Source organism: Microbacterium sp. CFSPD4_SD4 (assembly GCF_057364585.1).
Map to the genome: position 1 here is coordinate 122,931 of NZ_JBNFOC010000002.1, position 19,818 is coordinate 142,748.

The 19,818-nt window shown below is 71.1% G+C and carries 21 protein-coding genes; 5 read left to right on the forward strand and 16 right to left on the reverse strand.

Features of this window, described 5'->3' with window-relative positions:
* Window positions 1–28 precede the first annotated feature (28 nt).
* Together AC2W7E_RS04575 and AC2W7E_RS04580 are read right to left on the reverse strand one after the other, a co-directional pair.
* Window positions 29–1,486 (reverse strand): FGGY family carbohydrate kinase, encoded by a 1,458-nt coding sequence (locus AC2W7E_RS04575; RefSeq protein ID WP_062765661.1) that lies wholly within the window; start codon window positions 1,484–1,486, stop codon window positions 29–31.
* Window positions 1,483–2,136 carry an SIS domain-containing protein gene (locus tag AC2W7E_RS04580; protein ID WP_485988642.1) on the reverse strand — a complete coding sequence of 218 codons (654 nt, stop codon included), beginning with the start codon at window positions 2,134–2,136 and terminating at the stop codon, window positions 1,483–1,485. Before AC2W7E_RS04580 ends, AC2W7E_RS04575 begins: the two co-directional genes overlap by 4 nt.
* Before the next feature lie 144 nt (window positions 2,137–2,280).
* Here AC2W7E_RS04580 and AC2W7E_RS04585 point away from each other — a divergent pair, with 144 nt between their 5' ends.
* Entirely contained in the window at window positions 2,281–3,222 is a 942-nt protein-coding gene (locus AC2W7E_RS04585) for a sugar-binding transcriptional regulator (protein ID WP_485988643.1), read from the forward strand.
* Window positions 3,219–3,827: a beta/alpha barrel domain-containing protein gene (locus AC2W7E_RS04590; protein WP_485988644.1), complete on the forward strand. Its 609-nt coding sequence runs from the start codon at window positions 3,219–3,221 to the stop codon at window positions 3,825–3,827. The genes AC2W7E_RS04585 and AC2W7E_RS04590 overlap by 4 nt, the downstream gene beginning before the upstream one ends.
* A gap of 6 nt (window positions 3,828–3,833) precedes the next feature.
* Here the strand turns inward: AC2W7E_RS04590 and AC2W7E_RS04595 are convergent, their stop codons facing one another.
* The 3 genes from AC2W7E_RS04595 to AC2W7E_RS04605 all read right to left on the reverse strand — a co-directional run bounded on the left by AC2W7E_RS04595 (window position 3,834) and on the right by AC2W7E_RS04605 (window position 7,542).
* Complete coding sequence (locus AC2W7E_RS04595) at window positions 3,834–5,144, reverse strand: xylulokinase (RefSeq protein ID WP_485988645.1); 1,311 nt, start codon at window positions 5,142–5,144, stop codon at window positions 3,834–3,836.
* A gap of 72 nt (window positions 5,145–5,216) precedes the next feature.
* A complete protein-coding gene (gene corA / locus AC2W7E_RS04600) occupies window positions 5,217–6,233 on the reverse strand; it encodes a magnesium/cobalt transporter CorA (RefSeq protein ID WP_485988646.1) in 1,017 nt (338 codons plus the stop codon).
* 28 nt (window positions 6,234–6,261) lie between these two features.
* Window positions 6,262–7,542, reverse strand: coding sequence for a serine hydrolase domain-containing protein (locus AC2W7E_RS04605; RefSeq protein ID WP_485988647.1), 1,281 nt, complete (start codon window positions 7,540–7,542; stop codon window positions 6,262–6,264).
* An 85-nt stretch (window positions 7,543–7,627) separates the two neighbouring features.
* On the opposite strand from AC2W7E_RS04605, the gene AC2W7E_RS04610 reads away from it, so the two are divergent.
* A complete protein-coding gene (locus AC2W7E_RS04610; protein WP_249521208.1) occupies window positions 7,628–7,942 on the forward strand; it encodes a DUF2470 domain-containing protein in 315 nt (104 codons plus the stop codon).
* A gap of 56 nt (window positions 7,943–7,998) precedes the next feature.
* A complete protein-coding gene (locus AC2W7E_RS04615; RefSeq protein ID WP_315105426.1) occupies window positions 7,999–8,646 on the forward strand; it encodes a biliverdin-producing heme oxygenase in 648 nt (215 codons plus the stop codon).
* Between the two features lie 14 nt (window positions 8,647–8,660).
* Here AC2W7E_RS04615 and AC2W7E_RS04620 read toward each other — a convergent pair whose 3' ends face one another.
* Window positions 8,661–10,094, reverse strand: coding sequence for an ATP-dependent DNA helicase (locus tag AC2W7E_RS04620; protein WP_485988648.1), 1,434 nt, complete (start codon window positions 10,092–10,094; stop codon window positions 8,661–8,663).
* A 117-nt stretch (window positions 10,095–10,211) separates the two neighbouring features.
* Here AC2W7E_RS04620 and AC2W7E_RS04625 point away from each other — a divergent pair, with 117 nt between their 5' ends.
* The gene (locus tag AC2W7E_RS04625) at window positions 10,212–11,282 is read left to right on the forward strand and encodes a hypothetical protein (protein WP_025102727.1); all 1,071 of its coding nucleotides are present in this window, start codon (window positions 10,212–10,214) and stop codon (window positions 11,280–11,282) included.
* A 10-nt stretch (window positions 11,283–11,292) separates the two neighbouring features.
* Here the strand turns inward: AC2W7E_RS04625 and AC2W7E_RS04630 are convergent, their stop codons facing one another.
* From AC2W7E_RS04630 to AC2W7E_RS04675, 10 genes are all read right to left on the reverse strand, one after another.
* Window positions 11,293–13,305: a bifunctional copper resistance protein CopD/cytochrome c oxidase assembly protein gene (locus tag AC2W7E_RS04630; RefSeq protein ID WP_378868464.1), complete on the reverse strand. Its 2,013-nt coding sequence runs from the start codon at window positions 13,303–13,305 to the stop codon at window positions 11,293–11,295.
* Window positions 13,306–13,387: 82 nt separating this feature from the next.
* Complete coding sequence (locus AC2W7E_RS04635; RefSeq protein WP_017203554.1) at window positions 13,388–13,675, reverse strand: HU family DNA-binding protein; 288 nt, start codon at window positions 13,673–13,675, stop codon at window positions 13,388–13,390.
* Window positions 13,676–13,997: 322 nt separating this feature from the next.
* A complete protein-coding gene (rpsN, locus tag AC2W7E_RS04640; RefSeq protein ID WP_017829734.1) occupies window positions 13,998–14,303 on the reverse strand; it encodes a 30S ribosomal protein S14 in 306 nt (101 codons plus the stop codon).
* A gap of 3 nt (window positions 14,304–14,306) precedes the next feature.
* Window positions 14,307–14,477, reverse strand: coding sequence for a 50S ribosomal protein L33 (rpmG, locus tag AC2W7E_RS04645; RefSeq protein ID WP_017203558.1), 171 nt, complete (start codon window positions 14,475–14,477; stop codon window positions 14,307–14,309).
* A complete protein-coding gene (rpmB, locus tag AC2W7E_RS04650; RefSeq protein ID WP_025102729.1) occupies window positions 14,477–14,713 on the reverse strand; it encodes a 50S ribosomal protein L28 in 237 nt (78 codons plus the stop codon). Before rpmB ends, rpmG begins: the two co-directional genes overlap by 1 nt.
* Before the next feature lie 191 nt (window positions 14,714–14,904).
* Window positions 14,905–15,627 (reverse strand): DNA-3-methyladenine glycosylase, encoded by a 723-nt coding sequence (locus AC2W7E_RS04655; RefSeq protein WP_303709291.1) that lies wholly within the window; start codon window positions 15,625–15,627, stop codon window positions 14,905–14,907.
* A gap of 1 nt (window position 15,628) precedes the next feature.
* A complete protein-coding gene (locus tag AC2W7E_RS04660) occupies window positions 15,629–17,455 on the reverse strand; it encodes a TolB-like translocation protein (RefSeq protein ID WP_378868468.1) in 1,827 nt (608 codons plus the stop codon).
* Window positions 17,445–18,257, reverse strand: coding sequence for a TIGR03943 family putative permease subunit (locus tag AC2W7E_RS04665; protein ID WP_062765693.1), 813 nt, complete (start codon window positions 18,255–18,257; stop codon window positions 17,445–17,447). The genes AC2W7E_RS04660 and AC2W7E_RS04665 overlap by 11 nt, the downstream gene beginning before the upstream one ends.
* The gene (locus AC2W7E_RS04670; protein ID WP_085605183.1) at window positions 18,250–19,290 is read right to left on the reverse strand and encodes a permease; all 1,041 of its coding nucleotides are present in this window, start codon (window positions 19,288–19,290) and stop codon (window positions 18,250–18,252) included. The genes AC2W7E_RS04665 and AC2W7E_RS04670 overlap by 8 nt, the downstream gene beginning before the upstream one ends.
* Window positions 19,287–19,703, reverse strand: coding sequence for a Fur family transcriptional regulator (locus AC2W7E_RS04675; RefSeq protein WP_025102734.1), 417 nt, complete (start codon window positions 19,701–19,703; stop codon window positions 19,287–19,289). Before AC2W7E_RS04675 ends, AC2W7E_RS04670 begins: the two co-directional genes overlap by 4 nt.
* Window positions 19,704–19,818: the final 115 nt, after the last annotated feature.

A 19,818-nucleotide genomic window follows, 5' to 3' on the forward strand; every position in this document is an offset into this window, starting at 1 on the left:
TCTCCTGTGGAAGCGGGCATGCGTCCGCCTAGAACCGTCGGCCGTCGGCCTGGAGCTCGGCGAGCTCGAGGTAGCGGTCCGCGATGTCGGTGCGATCGGCGGCGGGGGCGGTGACGGAGGTGATCTCCGGCCGCCACTCCGCGGTCACGGCGGCGACCGTGGTCCCGCGCCACACGGCCGCGGCCTGCACGGCGGCGCCGCGCGCGGTGCCCTCGGGCGCGTCGACGGTGTGCACCGGGCGACCCGTGAGGTCGGCGATCACCTGCCGGTAGGCGAGCGACCGCGCGCCGCCACCGATGGCGATGGTGTTCCCCGTCACCGGGATGCCGAGGTCGGCGAGGGCCCGCTCCCCGCGGACCAGGCCGAGCACGACGCCCTCGAAGGCGGCGAGGGCGAGCTGCTCGCGGCTCGTCGCGGTGGTGAGTCCGGCGAGCATGCCCCGCGCGGCGGGGAGCCGCGGCGAGCGCTCCCCGTCGAGGTAGGCGGCGAGCACAGGACGGTCGGGGGCGAGCGGCGCGTCGAGGGCGAGGGCCGTCAGCGTCGCGTGGTCGACGGCGAGCAGCCGCGCCATCGTGTCGGTGACCTTGGTGGCGTTGAGCGTGCAGACGAGCGGCAGGTACCCGCCGGTGACGTTGGCCACGCCGTCGACGGCTCCGCGGGGGTCGACGACCGGGTCGGGCGTGGTGGCGAACACCACGCCGGAGGTGCCGAGGCTGTAGGCGATGTCGCCGGTGCCGAGACCGATGCCCTGCGCCGCGAGGTGCTGGTCGCCTCCGCCCGCGCTGACGACGGCCGCAGGATCGATGCCCAGCGCCGCGGCGGCCTCGGGGAGGATGCGTCCGGCGGCCTCGTCGGGTCCCAGGACCTCGGGCAGCAGGGCCGCCCAGTCGCGGGGTCCTACGAACTCGTCCAGGATGTCGGTGCGCCACTGCCCTGCGGCGGCCGCGTAGTAGCCGGTGCCCGACGCATCGGAGCGGTCCGTGACGTGACGGCCGGTGAGGCGGAAGGTCAGCCAGTCGTGCGGCACGGCGAGGTGGCGGGTACGGCCCCACGTCTCGGCATCCGTCTCGGCGAGCTGGACGAGCTTGGGCAGGGTGAGCGCCGCCGACGGCACGACGCCGATCTGCTCGGCCCACCACGCCGCGGGGCGGGCCTGGACCAGCGCGGCCGCCTGACCGGCGGAGGTCGTGTCGTTCCACAGGCGCGCAGGGCGCAGCACGCCTCCGTCGGCGCCGGAGACGACGAGCCCGTGGCACTGCGCCCCGACGCCGACGCCGACGATGCGGACGTCGTGGTCGGCCCGCGCCTCGGCCATGGCGAGGACGAGCGCCTCCCACCACGCCTGGGGGTCCTGCGCGCTCACGGGCGGGTGGGTGATCGGGTGCGGCGCCCGACCGGTGCCGATGAGGGCTCCGGTCGTGGCGTCCCTGAGCTCGACGGTGCAGGACTGCGTCGAGCTGTCGACTCCGGCGACGACGTCGATCATCGCGCACCTCCGCCGGGAGCGGGGATGACGATGCGCGCCGGGTCCGACGGCAGGTCCTCGAGGCGACCGACCGCACCGGCGGGGTGCGTGGTCATGAACTCCGCCCACGTGTACCCGCGGCCGCGCATGAGCACCTCGGCGAGCGCGTCGCCCCAGGCGGACTGAGCGATGGTGATGCCGGTGGCCACGATGCCGCCGATGTCGGCGGAGGGCGACACCGCGACGGCCACGCTGTGGTCGGCGAGCTGTGCCAGCGGGGTCGTGTGGCTCCGGGTGAGCGCGATGACACGGGCACCGCGACCGCGGGTGATGCGGGCGAGCTGCACGACCTCGTCGGAGGCCCCGCCGTTCGAGATGAGCAGGACGATGTCGTCGGCCGTGATCGCTCCAGACGCGCCGTGAAGGCCGTCCATCGGGGAGAACGGCAGTGCGGGAGTGCCGGTGACGGACAGGATGTGCGCCATGCGACGGGCCACGGTGCCGGACGTCCCCGAGCCGCCGACGAAGAGCTTGCCCGTACCGGCGAGGATCAGCGACGCGGCGGTCACGAGGGTGTCGTCGAGCGTGTCGATGAGCGCCGTCACGGCATCGGCCTCGGCCCGCAAGCGCTCGCGCGCCACCGCCAGGATGTCGTCATTGACCGTCAACACGTCTCCTTTGATCGCGCGTGAAGATTCACTTCGCTCATCTGTGATGCTTGGATGTACGTTTGAGCATAGGAAAGCGGTCGGAGCCGGAGGAAGGCAGAATCACATATGTCACAATTTCGTGATTTCAGCGCTCAAACGAGCGATGTGCCGAAGGGCCTGGAACACGAGCGCGCACTGATGGCGTCGGTGGCCAGGGCGCACTATCTGGAGGATCGATCCCGGGTCGAGATCTCCGATGCCCTCGGTATCTCCCGCTTCAAGGTGGCCCGGCTGCTCGCTCGCGCCAAGGAGGAGGGCGTGGTCACGATCGAGATCCACGACTGGGGCCTGCCGGACGTCGAGCTCAGTCAGCGCCTGCAGGACAAGCTCGGCCTCGAGAACTGCCTCGTCGTCCGTTCCCATGGCGACGACGACGACGTCCGCCGCCAGATCGGCGCTGCCGCGGCTCGCGCTCTCAGCGACACCCTCCATGAGGACGAGGTGCTGGGCGTCACCTGGGGGCGCACGCTCACGGCCACCGCGAGCCAGTTCGCCCATCTGCCGCGCCTGTCGATCGTGCAGCTCACCGGCGTGGTCGCCGGCGATCTCGCCTCCTCCCCCATCGAGGTCGTCCGACAGACCTCGCGGCGCGCGGGCGGCGCGGTCTACCCGATCTTCTCGCCGCTCATCGTCGGGGATCGCGAGACCGCGGCGAGCCTGCGCAATCACCCCGACATCCGCTCCGCGATGGACCTGTTCCCCTCCGTCACGACAGCCCTGCTCTCGGTCGGCGCGTGGGACCCGCCCGTGTCGCAGGTGCGGGACGTGCTCCCCATCGACGATCTGGCGAATGCCCTGAAGAAGGGATGCGTGGCCGATATCGCAGGGATCCTCATCGGCAGCGACGGCACCCCGGTCGACGAGGAGTTCCAGGACCGCTGCGTGAACATCTCCTACGCCGAGCTGCAGAAGGTGCCCCGCGTCGTCGCGGTGGCGGGCGGCGCCGCCAAAGCCGACGCGATCCGCACGGTCTCCCGGGTAGGCCTCATAACCGAGCTGTTCACCGATCACGCGCTCGCCCAGGCCGTGCTCGCGGAGGAGGCGTGATCCAGGTCGCCGGGTCGCTGTGGTCGGTGCCGGCGACCGAACGACGGGCGACCGCCGAGCGGCTGCGGGCGGCCGGACTGCGCCGCCTGCACTGGGACACGACCGACGGACGGTTCGCCGCGGCAGGCGGCTTTCGCCCCGAGGAGGCGGCGACCCTCGCCGCTGAGACCGGTCTGACGGCGGAGGCACACGTCATGGCGCGGCGTTCGGCGGTGGAGGTCGACCCGTGGACCGATTTCTGCGACCTCGTGATCGTGCACGTCGAGAGCGACGACTGGGAGGCCGCCGTCGATCGCATCGCGCGGCGCGGCGGCACGCCCGGCCTGGCAGTGTCACCGCAGACGCCGGCGACGAGCGTGCCGGCGGACATGGCGGTGCTCTGCATGTCGATCGTGCCGGGTCAGGCCGGCAGTGCCTTCGACCGCGCCGTCCTCGCCAAGATCACCGCCCTGCGGGAATCCTCGCCGTCGCGTCGCATCGGCGTCGACGGCGGCGTGCGCCGGGCCGACGCCGCAGCCCTCGCCGCGGCGGGGGCGGACTGGGTCGTCGTCGGCACCGATCTCGTCGGCGACCGGACCGCGGCCTGGGCCGACGTCCTCGCCTGATCGCGGTCAGGCGGCCGGAGGCAGATCCCGCCCCAGCGTCCGCGCCGCCTGACGGGCCATGCCCCACGCCACGTACTCGCCGGGCGGCGGCGCGTCGATCGGGATGTCGAGGATCAGCGGCGCGATCGCCCGCACCGCCGCCGACCGCGCACCGCCGCCGATGAGGATCCCGCGCTCCGCCGGCACCCGGAGGTCCCGGATGGCGTCGAGGCCGTAGCGCAGACCGCCGAGCACCCCTTCGAACGCCGCGCGGGCGAGGTTCTCCCGCGTCGTCGACCCGAGTGTCATGCCGAAGAGCGTCCCGGTCGCATCCGGGAGGTTCGGCGTGCGCTCTCCCTCGAAGTACGGTTCGAGCACCAGTCCGCCCGCGCCGGGCTCCGCGGCGAGGGCGAGTCGGCCGAGCCCATCGTGGTCGACGCCGAGAAGGGCCGCGACCGCGTCGAGCACCCGGGCGGCGTTCACCGTGGCGACGAGGGGCAGATGGCCGCCGGCCGCATCCGCGAAGCCCGCCACGGTTCCGGTGGGATCGACCGTGCGGTGCGCACTCGTGGCGAAGACGGTGCCGCTCGTGCCGAGCGAGAGCACCACGTCGCCGACGCCCGCGCCCAGACCGAGCGCCGCGCCGGCGTTGTCCCCGGACCCGGGACCGACCGGGCGCCCCCGGGCGTCGTCGACGGCTGCGTCGTGCGCGAGCACCCGCGGCAGGATCGCATCCTGTCCGAGCGCCGCGCAGAACAGTTCGCGGTCGTACCCGGCATCGGTCCAATACCCGGTGCCGGACGCCTCCGAGCGATCGGTGACGAGCTCTTCCAGCACGGCGCCGCGCTCGCTCTCCGGTCCGAAGCCGCGCAGGCGCCACGTGAGCCAGTCGTGCGGGAGCGCCACCGAGGCCACCCGGCGCGCGTTCGCGGGCTCGTGCTCCCGCAGCCAGCGCACCTTGGTGAGCGTGAAGGAGGGCACGGGCACGAGTCCCGTACGCGCGGCGAGAACCGCGGCACCGTGCTCGGCGATGAGCGCGGCGGCGGCGTCGGCCGAGCGCAGGTCATTCCACAGCAAAGCAGGCCGGACGACCCGGCCCTGTGCGTCCAGCGCGACCATTCCGTGCTGCTGACCGCTGATCGCCCAGGCCTCCACGTCGTCGAAGCCGCCTGCGACTGCGATCGCCGCCTGCAGAGCACGCCACCACTCCTCGGGATCGACCTCGGTCCCCGGCGGGTGGGGAGCGCGACCCTCCCGGATCACCCGGCCGGAGACCGCATCGACGATGACGACCTTGCAGGACTGCGTCGAGGAGTCGATTCCCGCCACGAGTTCCATGGTGCGATCATCCCATGCCCGACCTCACCGCCCGTCGCGACGGCCGCGACCCGGATCCCGCTGCGGACCGGCTTACAGCCAGCCCTTGCGTTTGAAGGCCGCGTAGAGCCCGACCCCCATCGCGACCATGAGCAGCACCGCCATCGGGTACCCGAACACCCAGTGCAGCTCGGGCATGTGGTCGAAGTTCATGCCGTAGACCGTGCCGACGAGCGTCGGGGCGAACAGGATCGCCGCCCAGCCGGAGATCTTCTTCACCTCGTCGTTCTGGCGGATGCTCAGCTCCGTCATCCGGCGCATCTCGTCGTTCTGCCGCCGCGCAACGATGGTCGACTCGACCGTGAGGGCGTTGTCGAGCACGGAGCGGAAGGTGGCCGCCTTGTCGCTCACGCGCAGCGTGTGGTCGAGCACGTCGCGCAGGTACCGTTGGAGCTCCTCGCTCACGCGGTACTTCTCGGAGCCGCGCAGCAACGCCTCCAGCATGCCGGCCAGCGGCTGGGTCGCCCGTTGGAAGTCGATCACCTCGCGGCCGAGGTCGTAGATCCGCTGGGTCGCGTCGGCGTCCTCCTCGAAGAGCTGACCCTCGGTCTCGTCGATGTCGTTCTCGAGACCGGCCAGGACCGGGGAGTACTCGTCGACCACCTCGTCGAGGATCGCGTAGAGCACCGCCTCGGGACCATGGGCGAGCAGCGCCGGGTCGGCCTCGAGCCGCCGCCGCACGCGGCCGAGGTCGGGCGACTCCGCATGACGGATCGTCACGACGAAGTCCGGCCCGACCAGCACGTGCACTTCACCGAACTCGACCTCCTCGCGCTCGTCGAGGTAGCGGGCGGGCCGGAGGACCATGAACAGGATGTCGCCGTACCGCTCCAGCTTGGCGCGCTGATGCCCGGAGAGCGCATCCTCCACGACAAGCTCGTGGATGCCGAACTCGTCGGCCACGGCCCTGACCTCCTCGGCGCTCGGCCGGTAGAGGCCGATCCACCCCATGCCCTGTCGCTCCCGGATCCGCTCGAACGTGTCGTTCAGGCTTTCGGGATCTTCGGCGCGCACGCCGTCGACGTAGACGGCATTGTCCACGATCGCCATGCGGCCCTCCTGCTCGTCCGGTCTCCGCTCAGCCGGCCGGAGGGACGCACACGAGCGCGGCGTCCGTGTTGGCCTTGTGATACTGCTCGGCCGTGTAGGGCAGACCGAACTCCGGGGCCGTCTCGCCGGATGCCGCCGGAGCCTTGGAAGCGATCGCCGCCAGCTCCCAGGAGAGCTGCTGGGCGAAGCGTGCACCGCCGGTGGAATCGTTCAGCACGACGGCCACGGTGAAGCCGGTCGTCGGGTCGGAGTACGCCGCCGTCGCATAGCCGGGAGTCCAGCCATGCTGACCGATCATGGAGCCGACGATGTAGGCGCCACCGGTCGCCTGGTACCACGACGGCGCCTTGTCGTATGCCGGCAGCGGCGCCCCGAAGCGGTCCGGCTCGTCCTTGGTGCGCAGCACCTGCTTGGCCTCGGCCTGCATATACCGGCCGAGGTCGGTGATCGTCGACACCACTCCCGAGTCGGTGAACCCGGTGCTGGAGGACATCGTCGTGATATCGACAGGCGCTGCGCAGTTGAAACCGCCCTCGACCGCTCCCATGTAGTGCCCGCTGAGCGACGACCCCTCCGACGGCGGCGCCGCGGCGGGCGACGGCAGCGAGGTGTCGGCGAGCTCCAGCGGCTCGGTGACGTACTCGGCGATCAGTTCGCGCGCACTCATGCCCGAAGCACGTTCCAACGCGAGGCCGAGGAGAAGGTAACCGGCGTCGGAGTCGCGGAACGTGGTCTGCGGAGCGATGCGCGCGCGGCCGAGACCGTAACCCGCGAGTTCGAGGGGCGCCCAGACCCGCTCCGGGGTGTTCAGCCACGCGCTCTTGACCGTCGCCTCGGACGAGCCGGCGCCACTGGTGCCGTTGCACAGGTCGACGAGGGTGACGTCGGACATGTCGGCGACGCCCGAGACGTACTCCGGCACCGTCGCGTCGAGCTCGACGGTGCCCTCATCCGCGAGCGCGTAGAGGACGTCGCAGGTCATCAGTCGCGTGATGTCCGCGATGCGGAAGGACATATCGGTCGAGAGCTCGCCACCCTCCGCCTTGTCCTGCGTGCCCGTGGCCGCGACCCAGGTGCCGCTCCACGGCACCCAGACCCCGACGATCGCCCCGCTGGCCCCGGAGGCCGCGAGCGCGTTGTCGACCGCGCCCTGCAGCGCCGCGACCGTGTCGTCGGGAAGCGTGGCGTCGACCTGCGCGGGCGGCGTATAGCTGAAGGAGCCCTCGGAGGAGCATCCGGTGAGGACGAGACCGAGAACGGCCGCCGTGGCCGCTGCGGCGCGCCACCGGCGCGACGAGAGAAGCTGCATGTGTGGGAACCCCCGAAGACGTGTCTCCTGAGTCTAGAACGCGGATGCTGAAAGTCGGCCCCGCGCGGCATCGTAGGGTGTCCCTGTGCCCCATGACTTCACTGCCGACGTGATCGCCGCCGTCCTCCGCCACATGAACGATGACCACACCGACGACAACCTGCTCATCGCCCGCGCCTTCTCCGCACCGCCCGTGGACGACGTCGACGGCGCCGTGATGACGGGCTTCGACGGGGAGGCCGGAGTGTGGGAGGTCTCGCGTGGCGGCGCGGCGTCGGAGCTCCGGGTGCCGTGGCCGGGCGGTCCCATCACCGAGCGCCGGGAGGTCCGCCGGGAGATCGTGGCGCTGTACGACGACGCCTGCGCCCGCCTCGGCGTGGAGCCCCGACCTCACGACTGACCGCCGGCGGCGCCCCGGGCTTCCCTCCAAGGTTAGGCTGCCCTTACACTGAAGCCATGCCCGAGATCCTGTCCTTCTCCGCCGCCCTCCGCGAGCGCTCCTCCGGTTCGCACTCCCGCAGCGAGACGGCGGGTTTCATGTCCGATCTCCTCAAGGGCGAGGGGTCGCGCGAGGACTACATCGCGCTGGTCGCCCAGCACTACTTCATCTACGACGCGCTCGAAGGCGCCGGCGAGCGCATGCGCCAGGACCCGGTGGCCTCCGTGTTCCTCAGCGACAAGCTCACGCGCCTCCCTGCTCTCGAGGCCGATCTCGCCTTCCTCCTCGGGCCCGACTGGCGCGAGCGGATCGCCCCACTGCCCACCACGCAGCGCTATGTGGACCGCATCCGTCAGGTCGGCGCGACCTGGGCGGGCGGCTTCGTCGCGCACCACTACACCCGCTACCTCGGCGACCTCTCCGGCGGCATCTTCATCGGTCGGGTGATGGCGCGGCGCTTCGGCTTCGAGACGAACGGCATCGGCTTCTACCTCTTCGACGACATCGCCGACCCCTCCGCCTTCAAGGACGTCTATCGCGAGCAGCTCGACGCCGCCCCGTGGGACGAGGCCGAGCGCGAGCGCGTCATCGACGAGGTACTCCTCGCGTACCGCTTCAACACCGAGCTCTTTGAAGACCTCGACCGCGCCCGCGCCGCCGCCTGATCCGGCGGTCGCCGTCAGGTCCGCGGCAGCTCGGGCGTCGAGGCAGCGAGCCACGCATCGCGCATGAACCGCCGCACATCCTCGTCCACGCGGATGTCGCTCGGCCGCAGCGGACGCGAGAGGTACAAGCCGTCCAGCGATGTGAGGCGGCTCAACGCGACGTAGGTCTGCCCCGGCGCGAACGCCCCGGAGCCCAGGTCGATCACGGCGCGGTCGTAGGTCTTGCCCTGCGACTTGTGGATCGTCACGGCCCACGCGAGCCGCAGTGGGAACTGCGTGAACTCAGCCACGACGTCGCGGGAGAGCTTCTTCGTGTTCGGGTCGTAGGCGTACCGGAACCGTTCCCACACGGCCGGCTCGACGTCCACCTCCTCGCCGTCGATCTCCACCCGGACTGTCCCGCCGAGGATGCGGGTCACCGTGCCGATGGTGCCGTTCACCCACCGCGGCGGCTCTCCGGTCATCGCGGTGTCGTTGCGCAGGAACATCACCTGCGCACCCACCTTGAGCTTCAGCTCGGACTCGGCCGGAAGGGACGCCTCGCCGCGGCCGAAGTCGCCGTTGACCTCCGCGCGTGCCGTCTGCTCCTTGCCCGGAAGCGCGGCGAGATGCCGGCTGTTGATGTTGTTGACGATGTCGTTGCGGGTGGCGAGGGTGATCATCGGCACCTCGCCCGGCTCGGGGTCCGGAGGGGTGCGCGCGCCCTGAGCGTTGAGGATCCCGGCGATCTCCGCCGTCACCCGTCCATAGCGAACCGCGTTGAGCATGGACTTGAACCCGTCGTCGGACTGGCGGTGGATCTGCACGAGCTCCCGCACGTGCAGCTCCGCGCGGGTGTCCACCTCGAACAGTGCCCCCTGGGACCCCTGGGTCCCTGAGCCTGCTGAAGGGCCTGTCGAAGAGTGGGTCCCTAGGCCTGTCGAAGGGCCCGCCCACACCTTCGCGTCGAAGAACCAGAACGACCGGTAGTGATCCTTGACGTACCGTGCCTCGTCCCCGCGCGGAGGGACCGGAGCGAGCTGGTACGGGTCGCCGAACATGACGATCTGCACGCCGCCGAAGGGCTCGCCCCGTCGGCCCCTGGCCTGCCGAAGGGAGCGGTCGATGGCGTCCATGAGGTCGGCGTTGACCATGGAGATCTCGTCGATGACGAGGGTCTCGATCGCGTTGAGGATGCGGCGGGTCGCATCGTTCTGGTCGATGTCCCCGTCCCCGATCAGCCCGATCGGCAGCCGGAAGAGAGAGTGGATCGTCTGCCCCTCGACGTTCAGGGCCGCGACGCCGGTGGGGGCGCAGATCGCGATCTGCTTCTTCGTGTTCCAGGCGAAGTGCTGCAGCAGCGTGGACTTGCCGGTGCCCGCGCGTCCCGTGATGAAGACGTGCTCCCTGGTGTCCTCGATGAGCCGGAACAACTCCTGCTGCTCCTCGGACAGGGCGGGAAGGGACACGGTTCTCACAGGGCTGGCGGGTCGGACACGGGACGCTCCCCCATGGTACGTGCCCCGTCCGGTGGGGGCTCGCCGACGCTCGGCGTCCCCTCAGGACGCCCTCCTAGACTGACCGGCATGGAGCGGGCCGGGACGCGCGCGCCCCGGCGGTCGCGCCTGGGCGCCGACCTGGCGATCCTCGGGCTCATCGGCGTCCTCCTGCTGGCCGCGATCGGCGCCGGGGGTGCGACCCTCTACCGGCAGTTCTACGGTCCGTCGGCCTTCGTGGTCCGCTATCTCGATCTGCTCGCCGAGGGGCGCGCGGCCGACGCCCTCCGGGTCCCCGGCGTCGCGATCGATCGTGAGACCCTCGACGAGGCCGGGATCGACCCCGCCGCATCCGAGGCGATGCTGCGCCGCTCCGCCCTCGGCCCGCTCACCGACATCGAGGTCGAGTCGGAGGAGACCTCCGGCGACGACACCGCGGTCACGGTCAGCTACCGGGCGGGCGGCCATTCCGGGACGACCACCTTCCACGTCACGCAGGACGGCTGGGCGGGGGTCACCCCGAACTGGCGCTTCACGACGAGCCCCCTGGCGGTGGTCGAGCTCACCGTGCGCGGCTCCGACAGCTTCGCCGTGAACGGCTTCGAGGTCGACCGTCGCCAGGTCTCCGCCGCCGGCGCCGCCGCCGCTCCGCTCGAGCCGCTGCCCCTGCTGGTCTTCACCCCCGGTGTCTACTCCGTCACCGTGGACACCGCGATCTCGGAGTCGTCCGGCCACGGCGTCCTCGCCGACAAGCCGCTCGCCGTGACCCCGTTGGACGTGCAGTCGGAGCCGACGGAGGAGTTCGTCGAGGTCGTCCAGGAGCGCGTCGAGGAGTTCCTCACCGGCTGCACCACGCAGGAGGTGCTCCAGCCCACGGCCTGCCCGTTCGGGCTCCGCGTCGAGAACCGGATCGCGTCGCCCCCGAAGTGGTCGATCGCCCAGCAGCCCGAGATCATGGTCGCGCCCTCCGACGACGGCCACTGGCAGATCCCGCCCACGACCGCCGTGGCGCACGTCGAGGTCGAGATCCAGTCGCTGTTCGACGGCTCCGTCGAGCCGGTCTCCGAAGACGTGCCGTTCCGCGTGAACGGATCGATCGCCATCCTCCCCGACGGCTCCGCCTCGATCCGCGTCGGGTCGCCGGACGACCTCGGGCAGTGAGGCCGTCGCGTCAGCGGCGCTGACGCTCCGCGGCGCGCTGGTCGCGGGCCGCGAGGTCGGCCAGCCGGGCGTTGTACTCCTCCAGCTCGGCGTCGCCCGTGCGGTCGGCATGCCGATCGCGACGGCGCTGGAGCTTGGTGTCGCTCCGGCTCCACTGGATCGCGACCGTGATGGCGAGGATGAGCGTGGGGATCTCCCCGATCGACCACGCGATGCCGCCGCCCACGTACTGGTCGGTCATCGGGTCGGCGCCCCAGTCGCGGCCCATCGCGCCGAACCAGTCCGCGACCATCAGCCCTTCCTGCATCATGATCGCCATGCCGAAGAACGCGTGCATCGCCATCACCGCGATGAGGGTGATGAGCCGGCCGGGGTACGGCAGGCGGTACGGCACGGGGTCGGCGCCGATCAGGCTCATCACGAACAGGTAGCCCGAGATCAGGAAGTGGATGACCATCCACTCGTGCCCGAGGTGCTCGTACATCGACCAGCGCACGAGGTCGGTGAAGTAGAACGCCCAGAGCGACAGGATGAAGATCGCCGCCGCCACGATGGGGTGCGTGACGACCCGCGCGAACGGCGAGTGCACGGCCCACATGATCCACTCCCTGCCGCCGCGCGTGCCGTCGTCGCGCTTGTGGATGGCGCGCAGGGCGAGGGTGATCGGCGCCCCGGAGACCAGCAGCAGCGGGATCGCCATCGAGAGCATCATGTGCCCGAGCATGTGCACGCTGAAGAGGTACTCCTGGTAGGCGTTGATGGGGCCACCCGTGACCCACACCAGCAGCAGCAGGCCGAGCACCCAGAAGACGGTGCGGTGGATCGGCCAGCGGTCGCCGCGGAGCCGGAGCCGGCGCACGCCCGCGAGATAGAAGAAGAGTCCGAAACCCGCCGCGACGAGCCACAGCACGTCGATGTCCCACGCCGTGAACCAGCGCTCCAGGGTGAGCTCGGGCGGCAGCAGCGATCCGGTGAGGATCTGCGCCGGGGTCTGCGCGAACGCCGCGACCTCGCCGGTGGGCGGGGGCGTGCGCGCGAGCGCGGCCGCGGCGCCGGAGGCGAGTCCCATCAGCGCCACCTCACCGAGGACGAGCGCCCAGAACCACCGGGACGCGCGGTCCCCGCTCAGCTTCGGGATCAGACGCGTGCGGTACCAGGCGCCGAGCAGCCCCATCCCGACGAGCAGAGCGGCCTTGACGACGACGATGAGTCCGTAGGGGGTGGTCCACACGGCCTCCCAGCTCCCGACGGCGACGATGGAGCGGGTGAAGCCGGAGACGGCGACGACCGCGAAGGCCGCGATCGCGAGGGAGGAGTACCGGCCGACGAGCGTGCGCAGATCGAGGCCCTGCTGCCCGCGGAGGAGCACGAGGAGGAGCAGTCCGCCCAGCCACACGGCCGCGCCGATCGTGTGCAGGAGGATGGAGTTGACGGCCATGTTGTGTCCGTCGAGGTCGCCGGCGTGTCCCTGCGTGGCGAGCGGCAGGAACGACACCGCGGCCAGCAGGGCGGTGAGCAGCGTGGGCGTCCAGGTGCGCCAGGCGAACGCGAGCACCGTGATGACCGCACCGAGGATGGTCGTGATCAACCACGACTGCCCCAGCGGGAGCTCCAGCAGGAAGCGCCCGAGCTGCGAGCCGAACTCGCGCTCGATGCTGAGCTGCGGGTTGAAGGCCGCCATGAAGGAGAAGAAGCCGGCGAGACCCGCGGAGACGGTGAAGACGGCGGCGCCGACCGAGGCGATGTTCAGGGCCGTGTCGAACGTGCGCTCTCCCGCTCGCAGTCCGAACAGGGCCAGCACGAGCGATCCGAGCATGAGCGCACCGGCGAGGTTCATGACGAGCTTCGCGAGCGGTGTGCCCCACAGCACCACGGGTCCGGGGTCCTGCAGCAGCGGCGGGTTCGCCCCTCCCCCGACGAGCAGCGCCCAGACGAGGGCGACGCCGGCGGCGGCGAGGAGGATGACGATGCCGGCGAGACGGTACGCCGACGTCGAGCGCGGCGTCTCGGTGCGGGAACTCACCCCTCCAGCCTAGGCGCGCGCAGCAGGGAGGATGCACGAAGGCCGCCCCCGGAGCGGGGGCGGCCTTCGAAAGGGTGCGGTCTTACTTGACGGCAGCCTTGAGCTTGGAACCGGCGGTCACCTTGACGCGCTTGCCGGCCGGGATCTTGATCTCGGCGCCGGTCTGCGGGTTGCGGCCCGTGCGGGCGGCCGTGTCGACCTGCTCGAACGAGATCCAGCCCGGGATGGAGACCTTGCTGCCCTTGGCGACAGCGTCGGAGACCGTGGCGAACAGCGAGTCGAGGACACCGGAGACGGTGGCCTGGCTCTGGCCGGTGGCGGAAGCGATGCTCGCGACGAGCTCGGTCTTGGTGATGGACTTGTCAGCCATGTCATCCTCCAGCGACGAAGGACCGTCGCATCGTGTGTGGGTGCGAGGAGCGGGTGCTCCCCGTTGGTCGTGTGACCGCCTCGAATGTACCAACGGCCACCCGGATTTCCGCGTCATTTCGCGGGTTTCGACCGATTTCCCGGCGTGTCGCGTCACATTGGCCACTCGCGTCACAGGTTTTCGGTCGCCCTCTCGCCGGTCCAGGCCCCCACGCGACAACAGGCGCTCCCCCGCGTACGCGCCTGATCCCGCGCGATCGCCTGCGCCGCCGGGCATGCAAAAAGGGCGAGGATCCGAGATCCTCGCCCTTCTTCGCTGGTGCTTACCAGCTCGACTTGGTCACGCCGGGCAGCTCGCCACGGTGCGCCATGTCACGGAAGCGGACACGCGAGATGCCGAACTTCGTGAGGACACCACGGGGGCGGCCGTCGATGACGTCGCGCGAACGCACGCGAGCCGGCGACGCGTTGCGCGGCAGCTTCTGCAGGCCGACGCGGGCGGCCTCGCGGGCCTCGTCGGTGGCGTTCGGGTCGACCAGGGTCTTCTTCAGCTCGGCACGACGCTCGGCGTAGCGCTCGACGATGACCTTGCGCTGCTCGTTGCGCGCGATCTTGCTCTTCTTAGCCATGGATCAACGCTCCTCTCGGAATTCGACGTGCTGACGGATGACCGGGTCGTACTTCTTGAGAACGAGGCGGTCGGGGGTGTTGCGGCGGTTCTTCTTGGTCACGTACGTGTAACCCGTACCCGCCGTCGAACGCAGCTTGATGATCGGACGGACGTCCTGAGCCTTCTTGGCCATTAGAGCTTCACACCCTTCGCCTGGAGGTCCTTGACGACGTTCTCGATGCCGCGCGCGTCGATCACCTTGATGCCCTTGGCGGACACGTTGAGCGTGATCTTACGACCGAGCGAGGGCACGAAATAGGTCTTCTTCTGCACGTTCGGGTCGAAGCGACGCTTCGTCCGGCGGTGCGAGTGCGAGACGTTGTGACCGAAGCCGGGAACAGCTCCGGTCACCTGGCACACTGCTGCCATGATGATGACTCCTTCATTACCGTGAGACCGGACGGCCTCACCCAAGATCCCTTGTCTGCACGCCGCCCCGCATGCCGATCTCTCGGCGGAAGAAGGGGGAGCACACGAACTGCGCACAGGAGCGTGCGCAGACGAAGAGTCAGTCTAGCACGGCTTCGGTCGGCCGTTCGAATCGCCTGAATGGCCCCATCTCAGGCCGAAAAGCCGCCATTCGCGCGATTCGAAGCGTCGGCGGCACCCCGCCCCCAGCGGAACGGGGAGACCGTGGGGTCGCCGGGGATCCAGAAGCGCCAGGGGAACGCGTCCGTCCCGGCGACACCCGCCACGCCCACCCGCGGACCCTGAGCCACGTCGACCACGGGAAGGCCGAGCCACAGCTCCGCCCTGGCGCCGTTCTGCTCGTCGCCCGTGATGGCGTCGATGCCGTCGTGCAGGGAGTGCCGCAGGCCCGCGGCCTGTCCGAGCCGCCCTGGTCCGCGCGCGAGGTCACGGAGAGCGGTGCGGCCGAGCGGCGGGACCGCCCGTCGTCGTCGGGCCGCCGCCTCCACGCCGGACACGATCTCCCCGGCACGCAGCAGGACGCCGTCACCCTGCCCCTCGGGACCACAGGCCACATTGACGCAGGAGTGGATGCCGTGACTCAGGTACACGTACAGATGCCCGGGCTCGCCCCACATCGTGGCGTTCCGGGCCGTGCGCCCCATGCGGGCGTGCGACCCGGGGTCGGCCACCGCCCCCGTGCCCTGCCCGTGATACGCCTCGACCTCGGTGATGCGCACGCGCACCTCGACGGGGAGGCCGCCCTCGATGACGACGGTCCGCAGCTCCGCGCCGAGCAGCGTCGGCGCGACGTCCACGGCGGAACGCATCACGTCCTCACGGGTGGCGCGGCGCAGGGCCTCCGGCTCCGTCACGTCAGAACCGCGGCGCCGTCTGGCACCAGGACGCGTCGAAGCCGGTCAGCGCCACGAGCTCATCCCCTGACTTCATGTCGATCAGGTGCGTCTCGAGCTCCTCGGGGAGGGGCAGCAGCATCCCGTCATAGGCGTTGTCGGCCATGTCGGGGGCGATCACGACGGCGGCGTACTGGCCGCTCGGCGACGCGCAGGCCTGGAGGATCGAATCGGCGGCACTCACCTCCACGAGCGGGGTGGCCGCACCGGAGTCGTCGACGCGGATCACGGCCTGGCCCACCGGGAGACCGCCCTCGTCCCGGGCGACGACGTGTCGCAGGGTCCCTCCGGGGAACGGGGTGATGGAGGTGGCGCTGCCGTAGTCCGGCTCGGAGGGGGCCAGCGGCTCCTCGGAGCCGTCCGCGAGGTCGAGCTCGACGACCGACCCGTCCAACCGCTCGACGATGGCGGTGTACGTGCCGCGGGAGATGCCCTGGATGGTCGTCGCGAGCCCGAGGGACTGCACGCCGGTGTCGGCCGACTGATCGACGAGCGAGAGCGCCCCGTCGAAGTCGATGAACAGCACGGCGGCGCTGTCGGGCACGAACTGCCACACGAAGACGCTCACCTCCTCGTCGCCGACCTCGATGATGCGGGGCTCGTCGTCGCCGCTCAGCGACTGGGTGACGAGCACGCTCGCGCGCCCCTCGGTGTCGCTGAGCTCGCGATCGGAGTAGCTGTAGCCGACGAGGTTGCCGCGCTCGGACACCTGGATCGCGCCCACGTAGCCCTCGCCGGGCAGCGGGAGTTCGCGCTGATCAGAGCCGTCCCTGTCCATCACGAGCAGCCGCGACTGGTCGTCGTCCTCGACGGCGGCCACGAGCTGCGTGGACGTGGCCCGGAAGTCGTCGATGCGCGGGTGGGAGAACACCGGCTGCGCGTTCTCCCCGCTCAGATCGGTGCGGAAGATGATGTCGTCGCCGTCGGGGTCACGCCGCAGCAGGAAGATCGACGACGGCGGGGTCTCGAAGGACGTCGTGAGGTCCGCGGCGGGGCCGCCCCCGGCGCCGGTCACCCCGGCGACGGTGACCGTGTAGGTCGTGTCGTCGTCGAGGGGCACGGTGAAACGCACGCCCACCCCGCGGCCGGCGGCATCGACCGTGAAAGGCACGGAGGGCTCGACGGTGACCTGCTCGGGGTCGATGGCGGAGAGGGGCTGGTTCGCGGTGAGGATGACGCGGCTTCCGGACGATTCGATGGCCTGCGCGGCGTCGACCTGCACGTCGGTGACCCGCGGGCCCTGGAGGAGGCTCACGATTCCGAGCCCCGTGCCGACGAGTACGAGCACTCCGACGACGGCGCCGATCGTGACGAGGAACCGGCGGCGGGACCACGGGGCGCTCCGCGGCGCCTCATCGTCGGCGGGGAGGTCGGTCGTGGGCGTCCAGCCCGGCTCCGCCGCGTCGTCCGGGGCACCGTCTGCTCGGGAGGTGGACGTCGGGCCCGCGGGGGTGAACACCGGTTCGGGTGCCTGCGGGATCGCGGGGATGCCAGCGGCCGACTCCTCTGCCGCCTGCTCCGCGGCTTCGCGCTCCGCGGCACGCTCCGCCGCAGCACGCTCCGCGGCTTCCCGGTCGACGGCTGCCTGCTCGGCCGCGACCTCCGCCGCCATGCGCTCCACGGCCGCACGCTCCTCGGCGACCTGCTCCGCCTCGGCCTGCTCGACGGCGGCGCGCTCGGCCGCGGTCTGCTCCTCCGCGGCGCGCTCCTCCGCTTCCCGGGCGGCGCGCAGCTCGGCGCGGGTCCGCGGGACGGCGGGCGGCTCCGGCCGCTCGTCGTCAGTACTCATACGGGTCCTTCGGCTCGTCGATCGCCACCACATCGGTCGGCTCGATGTGCAGGGAACCGTCGTCGTCGGCGCGGACCTTCCCCGTGATCTCGACCCATTGTCCGGTCTTGTAGGCGTCGGCGTCGACGCTCACCGGCAAGGCGGCGGTCTGGGCGTCGATGACGCAGTGCGTGATGACGAGACGGGTGAGGTTGACGCCGTCTCCCTCACCGGGCGTGACGAAGCCCTGCAGCGTGACGTCGGCCCCGTCGTAGGCCGCGGTGTTCGTCGCGGCGGCGAAGACGCTCGCCCAGTCGCCCACACCGAAGGTCGAGGTGTCCGCGACCCCGAGGGCGACGGTGTCGGCCCCGGCGAACAGCGCGGTCTCCTCGCCGGCGCGGGACATCGCGAGCTCCACCGAGAGCGAGGCGGGCGGGAGGACGAGCGCGGAGACGACGACCCCGGTCGCGACCACGCCGCCGGCCAGCGCACCGACGCCCGCGAGACGCCGGCGCGACAGCCCGGACGGGCGGTCGGCTTCGTCGTCCACGGACGCCGCCGGCTCGTCGGAGCGCGAGGCCGCGGGACCGTGGTCGTGTCCGTGGTCCTCCTCGGCCCCCAGCGGCAGCGCGCACGACCAGATCGCCCCGGCGAGCGTCACGACGGCGGCCGCGCACGCGAACCACACCGACTCCGGGCTGATGTAGAGGCTGAGACGGTCGGTCACCGCGAGGCCGAGGGTGACGACCGCGACGACGGATGCCAGGCCGATCCCCAGCCACCGGGTGGCGAGGGCGCGGGAGCGGGCGGAGAGCTCAGGCAAGGACGTTCACCCCGATCCCGATCGCGAAGGCCGATGCCAGCACGACAGCGGTGATGCCCACGAGCGTGCGGGTGGTGAAGGTCGTGCGCATCAGCGCGAGCATCTTGATGTCGACGAGCGGGCCGACCAGGAGGAACGCCACGAGCGCACCCGAGGAGAAGGTCGACGCGAACGACAGCGCGAAGAAGGCGTCGACGTTGGAGCAGATCGCCACGACGATCGCGAGCAGCATCATCGCGACGATCGACAGCACGGGGTTGGCGCCGATCGTGAGCAGGACGTCGCGCGGGATGAGCACCTGGACGGCCCCGGCGAGCGCGGAGCCGATCACGAGCGCCGGCATCACGGCCCGCAGCTCCACGAGGAACTGCGTGAGGCTGCGGCGCACCGGGGTTCCCGGTTCGTGCGTGACGCGCTCGCACGTATCGACGAAGCGCTGGGTGAGCAGCGACTCCGGCGAGGGGTGGCGGCTGTAGATCCAGCCGATCAGGTTCGCGATGAGGTAGCCGCCGACGAGGCGGGCGACGAGGATGCCGCCGTCCCACCCGAAGGCGGCGTGCGTCGTGAGGATCACGATCGGATTGACGATCGGCGCCGCGATGAGGAAGGTCAGCGCCTCCGCGGGGGCGAGGCCGCGCATCATGAGCCCGCGGGCGAACGGGACGTTGCCGCACTCGCAGACCGGGATGAGCATGCCGAGCAGGGAGAGCACCGCGCGACGGGCCCAGGCGCGGCGCGGGAGCCAGCGGTGGATGACGTCCGCCGGGAGCCAGACCTGCACGACGATCGACAGGAGCACGCCGAGCACCACGAACGGCAGCGCCTCGATGAGCACACTGAGGGCGAGCGTCAGGCCGTCCTGCGCTCGGGTGGGCAGCGAGGCCGGGAAGAGGGTGGGGAGGAAGGCGTCGATGAGGAACAGGGCCGCGATGATCACGACACCGATGCCGACGGCGATCCACGTCGAGCGCGGCGAGGGCGCTCGACGGTGCGTGTGGCCCGGACGGGTGGCCGTTCGTGCCGGGGCGGTCACGCTGTCGCAGCCCTCTCGGCGTCGCGCTTGTTGGCGCAGGGGGTGCAGAGCCCGAAGATGTCGACGACGTGGGCGGCCTCGGTGAAGCCGTGCAGGGCGGCGGTGCGATGCGCCCACTGCTCCACGTCCTTCGCCTCGATCTCGACCGTGAGGCCGCAGGATCGGCAGATGAGGTGGTGGTGGTGGCCCTGGGTGGTGCACGCCCGGTAGAGCGCCTCTCCTTCGGGGCTCTGCAGCGAGTCGGCGTCGCCGGCGGCCGCGAGCCCGGCGAGAGCGCGGTAGACGGTGGCGAGGCCGATCCCGGTGTTGTCGTCGCGGAGCGTCGCGTGCAGGCTCTGCGCGCTCACGAAACCGCGCGCGTCGGCGAGCGCTTCGCGCACACGTTCGCGCTGCCAGGTGTTCCGCTGAGCCATGCCATCGATTCTAGGCCGGGACGGTTGGCGAGGGCTGGGAGCGGCCTTCCCCGCTTCGAATCGCCCGATTGGCGGCATCTCCGGCCGAAATGGAGCCAGGTGCGCGACGTGAAGC

Bases quoted from the DNA above. Each gene is read 5' to 3' on its own strand.
- AC2W7E_RS04625 (WP_025102727.1), top strand. From the start codon at position 10,212: ATGGAGCGGGCCGGGACGCGCGCGCCCCGGCGGTCGCGCCTGGGCGCC.
- AC2W7E_RS04595 (WP_485988645.1), bottom strand. From the start codon at position 5,144: ATGGAACTCGTGGCGGGAATCGACTCCTCGACGCAGTCCTGCAAGGTC.
- AC2W7E_RS04675 (WP_025102734.1), bottom strand. From the start codon at position 19,703: ATGGCTCAGCGGAACACCTGGCAGCGCGAACGTGTGCGCGAAGCGCTC.
- rpmG (WP_017203558.1), bottom strand. From the start codon at position 14,477: ATGGCCAAGAAGGCTCAGGACGTCCGTCCGATCATCAAGCTGCGTTCG.
- rpsN (WP_017829734.1), bottom strand. From the start codon at position 14,303: ATGGCTAAGAAGAGCAAGATCGCGCGCAACGAGCAGCGCAAGGTCATC.
- AC2W7E_RS04605 (WP_485988647.1), bottom strand. From the start codon at position 7,542: ATGCAGCTTCTCTCGTCGCGCCGGTGGCGCGCCGCAGCGGCCACGGCG.
- AC2W7E_RS04615 (WP_315105426.1), top strand. From the start codon at position 7,999: ATGCCCGAGATCCTGTCCTTCTCCGCCGCCCTCCGCGAGCGCTCCTCC.
- AC2W7E_RS04660 (WP_378868468.1), bottom strand. From the start codon at position 17,455: ATGAGTACTGACGACGAGCGGCCGGAGCCGCCCGCCGTCCCGCGGACC.
- AC2W7E_RS04635 (WP_017203554.1), bottom strand. From the start codon at position 13,675: ATGGCTGACAAGTCCATCACCAAGACCGAGCTCGTCGCGAGCATCGCT.
- rpmB (WP_025102729.1), bottom strand. From the start codon at position 14,713: ATGGCAGCAGTGTGCCAGGTGACCGGAGCTGTTCCCGGCTTCGGTCAC.
- corA (WP_485988646.1), bottom strand. From the start codon at position 6,233: ATGGCGATCGTGGACAATGCCGTCTACGTCGACGGCGTGCGCGCCGAA.
- AC2W7E_RS04575 (WP_062765661.1), bottom strand. From the start codon at position 1,486: ATGATCGACGTCGTCGCCGGAGTCGACAGCTCGACGCAGTCCTGCACC.